General features: G+C 30.1%; 12 protein-coding genes. 1 reads left to right on the forward strand and 11 read right to left on the reverse strand.

Features of this window, described 5'->3' with window-relative positions:
- Positions 1-23: 23 nt before the first annotated feature.
- On the forward strand, positions 24-1,316 hold the full coding sequence (locus tag L1S47_RS12820) for an NCS2 family permease (protein ID WP_238883929.1): 1,293 nt from the start codon (positions 24-26) through the stop codon (positions 1,314-1,316).
- A gap of 37 nt (positions 1,317-1,353) precedes the next feature.
- Here the strand turns inward: L1S47_RS12820 and L1S47_RS12825 are convergent, their stop codons facing one another.
- The 11 genes from L1S47_RS12825 to L1S47_RS12875 form a co-directional block, all read right to left on the reverse strand.
- Complete coding sequence (locus L1S47_RS12825; protein ID WP_238883930.1) at positions 1,354-1,563, reverse strand: heavy-metal-associated domain-containing protein; 210 nt, start codon at positions 1,561-1,563, stop codon at positions 1,354-1,356.
- A gap of 32 nt (positions 1,564-1,595) precedes the next feature.
- A complete protein-coding gene (locus tag L1S47_RS12830; protein ID WP_238883931.1) occupies positions 1,596-2,855 on the reverse strand; it encodes an MFS transporter in 1,260 nt (419 codons plus the stop codon).
- 105 nt (positions 2,856-2,960) lie between these two features.
- Positions 2,961-4,226: a MerR family transcriptional regulator gene (locus L1S47_RS12835; RefSeq protein ID WP_238883932.1), complete on the reverse strand. Its 1,266-nt coding sequence runs from the start codon at positions 4,224-4,226 to the stop codon at positions 2,961-2,963.
- Positions 4,183-4,596 carry a hypothetical protein gene (locus tag L1S47_RS12840; RefSeq protein ID WP_238883933.1) on the reverse strand — a complete coding sequence of 138 codons (414 nt, stop codon included), beginning with the start codon at positions 4,594-4,596 and terminating at the stop codon, positions 4,183-4,185. Before L1S47_RS12840 ends, L1S47_RS12835 begins: the two co-directional genes overlap by 44 nt.
- 19 nt (positions 4,597-4,615) lie before the next feature.
- Positions 4,616-5,830, reverse strand: coding sequence for a metallophosphoesterase (locus tag L1S47_RS12845; RefSeq protein WP_238883934.1), 1,215 nt, complete (start codon positions 5,828-5,830; stop codon positions 4,616-4,618).
- A gap of 162 nt (positions 5,831-5,992) precedes the next feature.
- Positions 5,993-7,348, reverse strand: a complete 1,356-nt coding sequence (locus L1S47_RS12850; RefSeq protein ID WP_238883935.1) for a metallophosphoesterase — start codon at positions 7,346-7,348, stop codon at positions 5,993-5,995.
- 123 nt (positions 7,349-7,471) lie between these two features.
- The gene (locus tag L1S47_RS12855) at positions 7,472-9,313 is read right to left on the reverse strand and encodes an ABC transporter ATP-binding protein (protein ID WP_238883936.1); all 1,842 of its coding nucleotides are present in this window, start codon (positions 9,311-9,313) and stop codon (positions 7,472-7,474) included.
- A gap of 2 nt (positions 9,314-9,315) precedes the next feature.
- On the reverse strand, positions 9,316-11,043 hold the full coding sequence (locus L1S47_RS12860) for an ABC transporter ATP-binding protein (protein ID WP_238883937.1): 1,728 nt from the start codon (positions 11,041-11,043) through the stop codon (positions 9,316-9,318).
- A 153-nt stretch (positions 11,044-11,196) separates the two neighbouring features.
- Positions 11,197-12,696, reverse strand: coding sequence for a HAMP domain-containing sensor histidine kinase (locus L1S47_RS12865; protein WP_238883938.1), 1,500 nt, complete (start codon positions 12,694-12,696; stop codon positions 11,197-11,199).
- A complete protein-coding gene (locus L1S47_RS12870; RefSeq protein WP_238883939.1) occupies positions 12,689-13,369 on the reverse strand; it encodes a response regulator transcription factor in 681 nt (226 codons plus the stop codon). The genes L1S47_RS12865 and L1S47_RS12870 overlap by 8 nt, the downstream gene beginning before the upstream one ends.
- 117 nt (positions 13,370-13,486) lie before the next feature.
- Positions 13,487-13,981, reverse strand: coding sequence for a DUF4342 domain-containing protein (locus L1S47_RS12875; protein ID WP_238883940.1), 495 nt, complete (start codon positions 13,979-13,981; stop codon positions 13,487-13,489).
- Between the last annotated feature and the right edge of the window lie 34 nt (positions 13,982-14,015).

Genomic DNA, 14,015 nt, shown 5'->3' on the forward strand with positions numbered 1-14,015 from the left:
TGTGAAAAGGAGACATATATTCAATGTTAGAATCATTTTTTAAACTAAAGGACAACAAAACTACTGTAAAGACTGAAATATTAGCTGGAATTACTACATTTATGACAATGGCTTATATACTAGCAGTTAATCCTTCAATTCTTTCCGCAGCAGGAATGGATTCAGGTGCAGTATTTACAGCGACTGCAATATCAGCGATAGTAGCAACTTTGTTAATTGGGTTACTTGCAAAACTTCCTTTTGCAGCAGCTCCTGCAATGGGACTTAATGCATTTGTAGCTTTTACAGTTGTTAAAGGTATGGGATATTCATGGCAATTTGCTATGACAGCAGTTTTCTTAGAGGGAATTATATTTATACTATTAACAGTATTCAATATACGTGAAGCAATAATAAATAGCTTGCCATTAAATATTAAAAGAGCTATTTCAGTAGGAATTGGTTTATTTATCGCACTGATAGGTTTATCAGGTTCTCAAATAATTACTCATATAGATGGTAGTACTATCGTTTCACTTGGTGATTTAAAAAGTCCTGGCGTACTACTTGCAATTATAGGCATTATTATAACTGCCATTTTATTAGCTAGAAAAGTAAAAGGTGCTTTATTAATTGGAATAGCTCTAACTACAATAGTTGGTATACCACTGGGAATAACACACCTTCCTGGGATCCTTGTTAGTGCTCCACCTTCATTAGCTCCAACATTTATGAAATTTGAATGGACTCATGTTTTTAGCCCAGACATGGTTATAGTTCTTTTCACTTTATTGTTTATGGACATGTTTGATACTATAGGAACTTTAGTAGGCGTATCAACAAAGGCTGGTCTCCTTGATGAAAAAGGTAATGTTCCAAGAGCAAAGGAAGCCTTACTTGCTGATGCAATAGGAACTACTGTTGGGGCTTGTCTTGGAACTAGTGCATTATCCGCTTATGTTGAAAGTGCTTCTGGTGTATCCGAAGGAGGAAGAACTGGATTAACAGCGGTTTCAACATCTGTAATGTTTATACTTGCATTATTCCTTTCACCATTATTTTTAATGATACCTACAGAAGCAACTGCTCCTGCATTAATCTTAGTTGGATTATTTATGTTAGAGCCTGTTAAAGAAATTAACTTAACAGATTTTTCTGAAGCTATACCTGCGTTTATCGCATTGCTTTTAATTCCAATGAGCTATAGCATAGCTGATGGTATTGCATTTGGTATGATATCTTATGTAATATTGAAATTAACTACTGGTAAGTTTAAAGATATATCAATTGCTACTTGTGTAATATCCATAATATTATTAGTTAAGTTTTTCATTTAAAATGTTTATATTAAAAGAGGCCGTATATGGCCTCTTTTTAGTTACTATCTAACTTATATCCAGTGTGTTCAATACACCTTTTAATTTCTTCCCCTGTTGCAGGATTATTAAACTCTACTTCAACAGTTCCCCTGGCTAGATCAACTTCAACTTTATGAACTCCTTCTATTTTATCTAATGCATTATTTAATTTTGTTTTACTTTCAGAGCCTGCGAGTCCACTTACTTGATAATGAACATTATTCATATTGAAACCTCCTTAATAATTTATACATTATATTATGGAGAGCTACTTTGTTTTTTATCCATTATCAATATCTTAAAAAATAAACTAGCTGATGTAATTACAACTACTCCAATTATTATCCAACCTATTGATATAGAATAATCTTTTGCCACAAATCCCATGCCTAAAGAACCTATAAGTCCGCCCGATTTCATAAATAGAGATTCTAATGATAAAAGAGTTGCTCTATTCTCATTTTCTACATGATTATTAAATAGTGTATAATATGGTGATTCTGCCATTCCATTAATTGCATAAAGTAATAGATATACAATTACAAATGTTATTATATTTTTTTGAAAAGCTAGGATTATAAATGAAATCCCAAGTAAGGTCCTTATTAAAATCAATACCTTTAGTAAGTTTCCTTTAAACAATTTGCAAATAGGAGAAATAATTATACTTCCAATAGCACCAGCAAAAAAATATCCTGCATTTATAACTCCAAACACTACAATTTTAGTTTCTTCTCCTAATATATTCTTTACTTGTGGCTGCCAATAAACTTCTAGAGCTGAAAAACCTAATCCCCAAACTACTGTTGATAGCATCATAAAAAAAATAGCTTTATTTCTCACTACAATTTTAAGAGAATTTTTCAATGTCTTGGGTGATAATTTTAAGCTTTCTAGTATTTTAGCTTTTTTATTTTCATGAATTTCTTCAACTATTAATCTTTTTGTTAATATAATCTGAATAATTATAAGCAGTATTTCTACTATAAAATTAATTGAATAAATGCTTAAGTGTAGTTTTTCATGAAGTATAGTTCCAATGCTCATAGGAAGTATCCCCGCGAGCAATGAACTCCCTCCTAAGGATATTAATGTGAATACATTAGATTTAGCCAAGGCACTTTGCAAGTCACCCTTAGGAAACTCATTGTTAAATTCATCCACAAACCATGCATCTATTGTACCTGAAGAAAGTGCTTGTGCTATACCCATAAATACAATCCCTATAGATACTTGAAGCAACCCCATAGAAAATATATAAGTTATTGCTGCAACACACATCATCATCATAGAAATAATATAAACATTCTTTCTACCATAATTATCTGCTAGTGCTCCTGATGGTACTTCGAAGATTATAACTGTGGCTGATTGTATAGCTACAAGTAACCCTATTTGTAATAATGAAATTCCCTTATCCATAATGAATAGTGTTGATATTGGTAATATCATACCTATTATGCACCAATGAATAGTTTTATTTATTATAAATTTGTTTGTTAAACTTATTTTTTTCATTTAATAACCCCCTGTCAAATTAATCTTACTCTGTAGTGTTCAGACCATTTCAACAGGTATTTTAAAAAATTTTTCTACTAAAATAAAAAAAAGGTGGGGTCAACCCTACCTTTTACCATAATAATTATAAGTATATACCTTTTCACCTTTTTTAAAGTAATTCTCAAACGGCCCTCCTTCTTCTACATAATCAGAAGTCCTTTCCGTTTCTAACTTATAACCTAATTTATTTAAGTTCTTTTTAACATCTTCAAGAATGAAATTAATTCTAAACTTTTTCTCAACAAAACTATCAGCAACAAAATTTTTAAATAAAATATAACTTCCTATAAGCTCACTATGTTCTTTTACTTTATTATCTACTAAGTCCAATAGAAAATTCTTATTCTCAAAACCAAAATTACTTGTTCCTGAAATATCCATCACTATATCTATAGACTTATTTTTAATAGGCATATTTAAGAAATCACTACAAACAAATAGAATATTTCTCTCATAATTCAAATTTTCTAAGATTGATTTTAAAAAGATATGGGAATTTATATTTCTGTCTACAGCTATATAGGTGCTAGACTCAGGAAGTTCACTATATATGCTCCTTAAACAATATCCCCAACCTGTTCCCAATTCTAGAATTACCTTGTTATTAAAACTATTAAAATCAAGTTCTCTATGCAACCACTCATTTGTTTTATATAAGTTGTCTAAATATTCTTCACTTGTTTCTAATATATAATCCTTTATTGAACTTTCTTTAAAAAAATCCTCATTATTAGCAAGCTTATTTTCATCCATTAAAATACCTTCACTAATTATATATCTTTTACCACATTTGCAACTTAAAGTTCCATCTATTATCTTATTATCAGTTATACTTGCTTGTGTTAATGATAGTCCTTCGTTACAAAGACTGCAGCTAAGTAAGTTTAATACACTTATATCAACTCCAATTTTTCTCTGCTCAACATCTTCTGATAACTCCATTGTCTTTAGCTTTTCTTCAAGCTTATTTTTTATATCTGCAAGCCTTTCTAGCTCCGCTGAAATATCATTATACTTTCTTTTAAATATACCTTTATAATATTTCTTTTCTTCATTTTTAACCAAGCTAGCTAATTTTTTAAAAAAGAAAATTGTTTTGATTTCATTCAAACTAAAACCTAACGCCTTTAAACCCATTATCTCTTCTATGTCTAGTTGGCATCTTTCATCAAAATCATATTGTTTTCCATTTTTATTTGGTACCAACAATCCTAGGTTAATATAATGTCTTATAGAATCTAAAGTAATATTATTTTTCTTAGAAAAGGCACCTATTTTCATATCTTCACTTCCTAGTTTTTCTACTCTTTTTTCTTGAGAAAAATTCATTCCATAAATATTTTCCTATTTTAATAATTAAATAGATAATAAACAGGTACAAAAACCCCATTAATCCTGCAACTATATCCTCAAACTCCATGTTTCCTCTTTTAGTTATCTTTTGACCAATTTCTATGGCAAATACTATTACTACTAGTACTGTAAATGTGTATATAAATGATATAGCTGTGATGCTATACTTAGATAACTTTTTGAAAGCAAGTTGAGTAATAGCAAAAATACATATCCCAAGTAATCCAATTATAATAAAGTGAAGTTGCTTATCATTAAGTCCCACTCCCATTTTATTAAATATCTTTTGAAGAAAATCATGTAAATTATTAACTACGTTCATTAAAAATTGTATTACGCCAGCCATTATAACATCCTACCCCTATCTATTCATTTAATTTAACTTTTATTCTTACTAACTCTGATCTACTCCCTATTCTTATAGGAGGCCCCCAAGTCCCAAAACCGGAAGAAACTATTTCAGTGAAGTTTCCTTTTTTAAGCATACCCCAGTCAACCTCAAAAAGCTTTCCTGTTATTAGCTCTCCAGGGGCTAATTGTCCTCTATGCGTATGTCCAGAGACTTCTAAGTCCACTCCTGCTTCAACTGATTCCTGAAGATTCTTCGGTTGATGATCCATTAAAAATATAGGCTTACTTCTATCTACGTCCTTCATTATTTCTGATAAATCTTTTCTCTTCATTCCAGAATAGCTCATTCCCGATATATCATTTCTTCCTACTACGTAGAAGCTATCATCCACCTTAAAATATTCATCTTGAAGAACCTTAACTCCAGATTCCTCCAAAAAATCTACTAGTTTATCTGCTTTTCCACTTATATATTCATGATTTCCAGTAACTGCAAAAACTCCATATTTTGATTTTACTGCTTTCATATACTCACTTATATTCTCATCTATATATGGTTGTATATCATCATTTATTATATCTCCAGCAAGTAGGACCATATCTGGATTTTCCCTATTGGTCATCTCAACCAACTTTTCCATCCTATCCTTATATCCAACACTTCCGATATGAATATCTGATGCCATAATGATCTTTAAATCTTTAATAGCTCCTGCATTTTTATTTATGTTTACTTCATAATCCTTTATAACAGTGTGACTTGCATTCCAAGTTCCATAAACCAAAATAAACATAATAAAAATTGTTATAACTATACCTACAGTTGCCTTAAAGAAATCTGTTATTTGAAAAATACCTAGTTTACCATTTAATATTCTCAAAATATCTACTATAGGTAAAATTATTAGTAAATACATCATTACAGCCATATAATATGATCCTATGTAATCTAGTCCACCTATAACAGTTTTAGGTAGAATCTTAGGTAGTGCCATACTAAAAATATAGCTAAAAGCAATAACCCAAAAGATTACCCATAAAACTTTAGTATTTATACTCTTGTTTAAAAGTTGTACTAATTGAATTCCTCTTAACCCTATATAGTAATTAATGATAACATACAATGCTAAAGCAAAAATAATTGCTGCTATTTTCATTAAACTTATTCCTCCCAAAATTCCTGTGCTTTTATATTCACTGGATACATTCCCCAACTTATTATTATCCATAATTCTAACCTCTTTCAAATATCTTATAATAAATATTTCTATTACTATCTACTATACTTCAATTGCCAATTGTTCTCAACAATCATTGTTATTAATATTTTACTTTATAATGCAATAAAATACAGAAGCTTCCTACCATTAAGAAAACTTCTGTATTTTTAACTATTTTTCAATATGCAAATGGGTATTATCTTCTTTCTTCCCATTTATTATACTTAAGATATAATTACGTTGAAACATAGATGTATCCTTTTCCCAAAGTTTGAATCCTTCAGTGTTTTTTATTTCATCACCAATCTTATATTCAGTTCCTGCAAAATAATTAAGATTTACTATTCTCATTATATTGCTCATAGCTTTAATTTCTTCAACTGTATATTGTCCTGAACTAGCTAGATTTTCGTATGCCCTATCATATGCTTTATCCCCAAAATACCCTTCGGAATAAGATTTAAAATTAATTAGGTTTTTATCTTTTAATCCATTTTCTTTCGCATAGGCTTCAACATCAACAGATTTAGTACTATAATCGTATTCCTTTTCCTTATCATAATTTATGATTCCGTACTGCTGAGGATATACCGCCAATGAACTAGTTGCTATATCATAAATCTTGGTATTGTTATCTTGAGCGGAGTTTATATTTTGAATATGTATATGCCCTGTCAAAACCAAGTTTATTCCATCTTTTGTAAATTCATCAATAGCATCTTTACTATTATCTAAAGTATAATCTTTTTTCACCACTCCACTGTGATCCATTAAGTTGTGATGCATAACTGTTATTAACTTTGCATTATGAGCTTTTGCTAAATCACTACATTTTTTAATCCATTCAAATGTTTCTTTAGTAATCTGTCCCCCTACTTCTGGAGATCCATTTTTAATGTTATTCATATATTTTGCTGTATCTAGCATAAGAAACCAAGTATCTTCTGTTGGTGCAACCAAATAACTTAATGTCTTCTTATCTCTTGAAACAGCTTCATCATATCCAAAATCCTTATATAACTTTGGAAACTCTATATTTGTTATATAATCAGTTTTATATTGATCTTCTCCCCTAAAACTTCTTGCATTAGGATTCAAAATATCATGATTTCCTGGAATAACATATACCGAAGTCCCAAGTTCCTCTATCTTATGTAACTTCTTAATCAATTCCTCATGACTCGCCTTTTCACCATTACTTGTTAAGTCCCCACTTATTATAAGAAATTGAGGTTTACTTTTTTTAATATCATTTATAAAGGCATCTGTAATTTGTTCAATATAATCCGTTTGTTTCCCATCACCTAAGCTTACAAATCTTTGAAAAGCTTCCCCATGATCATTTATACTATCAGGTAAGTAATGTATATCTGATGTTACAAATATTGATACCGGTTCCCCTCTTTTAATCTTAGGATCCACTTTCTTATCCCTATTTGTATTTAAATTATAAATATAATAACCACCAGCTAAAAAGATTATCAAAATTAGAGACAAAAACAGCCAAGGTTTCTTTTTAATTTTCATATTATCCACTCACTTACTTATTAAAATGTTATGTTCTTAATATCTCATATTATTTAATAATTATAAAGAAATTTTTCAAAAAAGGATGGATTTTTTAATCATCCATCCCTTAATCTTAATATTCTATTCACTTATGTTTTTAAATTGGTTAAAGTACATATTAGAATATACCCCTTCTTTTTTAATAAGTTCGTCATGATTTCCACTTTCAATAATATTCCCGTTATCTATAACCATTATAGTATTGGCATCCCTTATAGTGCTTAATCTATGGGCTATTATAAAGCTCGTACGCCCTTTCATCATATTTAACATGGCTTCTTGTATTCTTCGTTCTGTTCTTGTATCAACACTACTTGTTGCTTCATCCAATATTAAAATACTTGGTTTTGATAAAATAGCTCTAGCTATAGCTAAAAGTTGTCTCTGCCCTTGGCTTAAGTTTCCTCCACTTTCCCAAAGCATAGTATCATATCCACTAGGCAATCTTTTTATAAAAGCATCTGCATTTGCCATAATTGCCGCTACTTCAACCTCTTCATCTGTGGCCTCTGGTTTTCCATACTTTATATTTTCCTTTATTGTACCTGAAAAAAGATAAGTATCCTGAAGAACTACACCAAAGGCTTTTCTAAGGCTTTCTCTTGTATATTCTCTTATGTCTCTTCCATCAATTAAAATTCTGCCCTCTGTAACATCATAAAACCTAGTAAGCAAATTAACTATTGTTGTTTTACCCGCTCCGGTTGGCCCTACTAGAGCTGTATCTGTGCCCTCTTTAGATTCGAAACTAATATTTTTAAGTATAGGAACGTCCGCTCTATACCCAAAGGATACATCTTCAAAAACTACATGTCCTTTAATATTTTCAAGGGAAATTGCATTCTCTATATCCAAAGGCTCCTCTTCCTCATCCAAAATATCGAAAACTCTTTCTGCACCAGCTACTGCTGATTGTAGTGTATTAAAAATATTTGCCAAGTCATTTAAAGGTCTAGTAAATTGTCTGGAATAACTTAAAAAGCTAGCTATTACCCCTACTGTAATAAGGTCGTTTACTGCTAAAGAACCACCAATACCAGCTACTACTGCAAATCCAACATTATTAATTACATTCATTAAAGGCATTAGAAACCCTGACCAAATCTGAGCCTTAAGGCCCACAGTGCATAAACTTGAATTTAGCTCCTGAAATTCTTCAATAGCCTTATCTTCATGATTAAAAGCTTTTACTACATCTATTCCTGAAATAGTTTCCTCAATATATCCATTTAATCTTCCTAACTGAACTTGCTGCTCTTTAAATAATACCTTTGTTTTCTTAGCTATTACCTTTGTAAGTAAATAAACTAAAGGAGCTGTTATTATGCTTGCTAAAGTTAATATTGGACTTAGGACTAGCATCATTATTAAAGAGCCCAAAATCGTAATTGCCCCAGACATAAGCTGAGTTGTTGATTGAGATATGGTACTACTTACATTTTCTATGTCATTAGTTAGCCTACTCATTACCTCACCATGAGGATGGGTGTCAAAAAAACCTATAGGTAATTTCTGCAGCTTACTAAATAAAGTTCTTCTAAGACCTTTTACTATTCTTTGAGATATACCTGCCATTAGCCAGCCTTGCAGAAAATTTAGAACCGCATCAATAAAATATGCTCCAAATAAGGCTATTATAATGTATGTTAATATTGAAAAATTCACTCTATGATTATTACTAGACATTGCATCTATGGACTTTCCAATTATATATGGAACTAAAAGTGTTATTACTGCATCAATAATTATAAATACAAAGGTTATTAACAATAGGTTTCTCTCTTTTCCAAAATAGTTCCACAACCTTTTCATAGTTCCTTTAAAATTCTTTGGTTTTACTACAGGTGCCATTCTATTTCCTTGGCCTGGACCTCTTCTCATCAATGATGGGGGAGTAACGTTATTTGAATTATCTTCCTTCATTCTTATATTGCCTCCTTCCCAATTTGTGACTTAAATATCTCTTGATAAGTTTCACATTCCTTCATAAGTTCCTTATGAGTTCCAATCCCTACAATCTCACCTTTATCTAAAACAATTGTTCTATCCGTATTCATTACAGAAGTAATTCTCTGAGCTATGATTATAGTAGTAAGCTCACTTGAGTATTTTCTTAATTCTTCCCTTATTTCAGCTTCTGTGGTAACATCTAGTGCACTTGTGCAATCATCTAAAATCAATATTTCCGGATCTTTTACTAACGCTCTCGCAATTGAAATTCTCTGTTTCTGGCCACCTGAAAAATTCACTCCACCTTGTCCTATTAAAGTATCATATCCATCTGGCAATTTCTCAATAAAATCATGAATTCTAGCAATAGTTGAAACTTTCTCTATATGCTCTTCAGTTGCCTTTTCATTTCCCCACCTAATATTCTCAGATATTGTACCAGTAAATAGAACTGTCTTCTGAGGCACAATAGCTATCTTTTCTCTTAAGACCTTAGTATCTAACTCCTTTACATCTATATCATCAACTCTTATTTCACCATCAATAGCATCGTAAAACCTTGGAATCAAATTCACAAGAGTGCTTTTACCTGAACCAGTAGATCCAATTATTCCTACAGTTTCTCCTTCTAAGCAACTAAAGGATATATTATTAAGTACTTTTTCCTCATAAGACTCTGAATAACTAAAGCTTATATTTATAAAATCTATCTTACCTTTTGAAGCAAACTCTTTTATTGGTTTGCCCTTTATAATCATTGTATTTTCTTTAGAAAATACTTCTTCTATACGCTCTGCCGAGGCTTTTGCTCTTACTAACATGTTAAATACATTTGAAATTATCATAAGTGAAAATAAAATTTGGGTCATATAGTTTACAAAAGCTATTATTTGGCCTACCTGCATTTGCCCTTGATTTACCTTTACTCCCCCTAGCCATATCACTGCAACTATTCCTAAATTTACAGTAAAGGTAATTGCAGGAGAAAATATAGCCATCCTCTTCATTGCTTTAGTTGATATTTCTGATAATTCTTCGTTTGAATTTCCAAACCTATTTTCTTCATAGCTAAATCTATTAAATGCCTTAACTACTCGTATTCCCGACAGATATTCTCTCATTATGCTATTTACCTTGTCTAAAGCTTTTTGCACTTTCCTAAACAAAGGATATCCTATCTTCATGTTCATAGAAATAATAATAAATACCACTGGAATTACTGCCAATAATATTAGAGCCAATCTATAATTTAATCTTATAACCATAAATAAACTTCCTATACATAATAAAGGAGCCTTAACAAAAATTCGCATAAGACCATTAGCAAAAACTTGGATTTGATTCACATCATTTGTCAATCTCGTAATCAGGGATGCTCTATCAAATTCATCTATGTTTTTGGAAGAAAAACTTTGTATCTTCTTATATAAATCTAGTCTTAATTCTGCACCAAAATTTTGAGAAACATTAGTTGCTATTATATTTCTAGTTGATGCCGCTATAGCTCCTACCAATGTTACTAAAAGCATTATGCCTCCTAGTTTTATTACATAGTCCATATTCTTTTCAGCTACTCCAATATCTACTATTCTTGACATTATTGTAGGCTGTAATAAATCACACAAAGCCTCTAATGTAAGGAAAAGAACTGCAAGAAGAAATAATCTCCAGTATTTTTTAATATACTTGTTTAAAAAATCCATATAGGTTTCACCGCCTCAAAAAAGTCATAGCGAGCATTGACTATACCCACTATGACTCTATCTATAATTCTAAAATCATTATACTCTTTTTTTATCTCACATTTACTACTTATGCAAAAACTTTACGGATAATTAAAAATTTCTAATGTATTTTTATTCATCTTTATTTAAAGGCAAACTAATAATTATCTTAGTTCCCTTATCTAAAGCACTCTTAACTGATATTTGTCCCTTATGACTTTTAACTATCCACCTTGCTATGGATAGTCCAAGCCCCGTTCCTCCTGTTTCTCTTGTTCTAGACTCATCTGCTCTATAAAATCTATTGAATATTTTAGGTAAATCTTCTTCTGATATCCCTATTCCATTATCTTCAATTAATATTAAAACTTCTTTCTTTTCTAAATAAGAGTTTAGCTTTATAGTTCCATCAATTGGAGTATACTTTATACTATTATCAATGAATATTCTTAGCATTTGCTTAATTAGCTTTCTATCACCATAAATTTCTACACTATCATTTCTTTCTAGAATTATATTGTGATTGCTATCAATTAATTGAGTATCCTTTAGTATTTCCTCCATTAAATTTTCTAATGTAAATATTTCAAAATTTATATCTTGTGTATTTTTATCTCCTCTTGCTAAAAACAAAAGATTCTCAACTAGCTTCTTCATATTTTCAGCTTCAGATTTAATTGCATCAATAGATTCTTGTAGAACCTTTTGATCCTCTTTTCCCCATCTATCTAGTAACTTTACATATCCTTGAATTACAGCTATAGGAGTTCTTAACTCATGAGATGCATCTGATACAAATTGATTTTGAACTTCGTAAGATTTTTGAATCCTATCAAGCATATCATTTACTGTTATCGATAAATCCTTAAGTTCATTTTGTGTCCCACTTATATTGAGTCTTGTATTCAACTCATTTATTGTAATATTCTTAACCGTATTATTCATTTCATCAATTGGCTTTAATATCTTCTTTGTTCCCTTAGTTGCTTTACTTAAAGATAATAAAATTAGTACAACCTCTACCAATATTAATATACTTAATATTATCTTTAACTCATTTAGCTCTTTAGCAAATCCATATTGAGCTACTACCTTGATATCTCCGTTCTCAGTAGTAAGCCTTTTTTCATATACATAATTAATATTTAATAGTGTATTTATTTTCTTATTTAAAGCTTCCTTTGAATTAAATGGATTTTCATTAGTTTTCAATGAATTTTCATTATCTATTTTAAAAACCGTATTAATTAATTCTGCAGTCTCACTATTATTTGCGTACATTAAATTATTATTTTCATCATAAAAATAATAGTTAATCCCCTCAGTATGTCCAACGCCTTCAATAATCCCTGTAGGCAGATCTTTTTGTTGTTTTTGTATTTGAGATATATAACTAACAGACTCAATTACCTTACTTTTATTTGTCTTATAAACTGCATAACCATAAATAATGCTAATTGCAATATTGAAAAAAATCAACATCCCAATTAACCGCAAGGTATACATAGTATTTAACTTTAAAACTATTGACAATCTAATCCTTGTAATTATTCCTTCTGAAGTTTTCTTAATTTCTTTTTTCACATTTTCAGCATATTCTTTGCTTATATCGTTAAATTTATTGTTATTCATCTTTCACTGAATACCCTACCCCTCTTACGGTATAGATTATTTTTTTATTAAACTTATCATCTAATTTACTTCTTAAATATCTTATATAAACATCTACTACATTAGTATCTCCATAGTAATCATAGCCCCAAACTTCTTCAACTATTTTTTCTCTAGATAATACTTTGTTTTTATTTTCTAGAAGATATTTTAATAGATCAAATTCTCTTTTGGTTATCTCTATCGCTTCTTGATCATAGCTTACAGTGTATTTTTCCAAGTCAACCTTAAGCTTTCCTGCAGTTAATATATTGCCCTCAATTCTACTTACACTTTTTCTCTTTAAAGCCACCCTTATCCTTGCTAATAACTCTTCAATCTCAAAAGGTTTTGTTACATAATCATCTGCCCCAAGATCAAGCCCTGTTACCTTATCTACAGTTTCGTCCTTGGCGGTTAACATAATAACAGGAATTTCTGATATTGCTCTTACACGTCTTAAAACTTCAATTCCACTCATTGTAGGCAGCATAATATCTAATAGAATCAAATCAAAATTTCCATTCTTAAATGTTTCAAAACCTATCCTTCCATCATGAGCCTTCTCTACTTCATACCCTTCATAATTAAGCTCTAATTCAACAAATCTTGCTATTTTAACTTCATCTTCAATAATCAATATTTTTCCCTTCATTATTTCAACCCCTCAAGTATTTTAATTAAATTATAACCTATCATAAAAATAAAATAAGGATATTTTTAAAGAATCTCGTATCTCTACTGCAACTCTTTAAAAACATCCCCTTGATTATTATTTAGCAAATTCACTTTTAATGTTTTCTGCTGTTGTGCTAGCTTTATCCATTGTATCATTAGCCCTAGTTTTCTCTATATCGTCTCCAATAAATTTAATTTTATGGCCTGTAAATAACGCTAATAATAGTAATGGTATTGAGATATATGGTGCTAATACAACTACTAAAACTATTACTGTTAGTGAAAGTCTTAGTATTACATTATCATTTTTCATAATCACTAAGTGGTTTGAATTGCCTTTTCTTAAAACATTCTTTGACCAAGAAATCACTTTGCATACAGCCTTTGTAAAACCATCTTGCTCTTCTTTTTGTTCTTTTTCGTGCTCTTCTTTAAACTCTTGTTTTTTTGAATTAACCTTATTATTTCTCTCAAGATATATTATAGCTTCTAAAATATCTCCTTGAGAGTTTTCTAATGCTTCTTTAGCATCTTCGTAAGTTACATCTACTCTTGCTCTTAATTCATCAATCATCTCTATTGTTATCATAATAATCCCTCCAAAATTTATATGTTTTTCATTT

This window comes from Clostridium sp. YIM B02551 (assembly GCF_022324735.1).
Taxonomy (GTDB): Bacteria; Bacillota; Clostridia; order Clostridiales; family Clostridiaceae; genus Clostridium_T; species Clostridium_T paridis.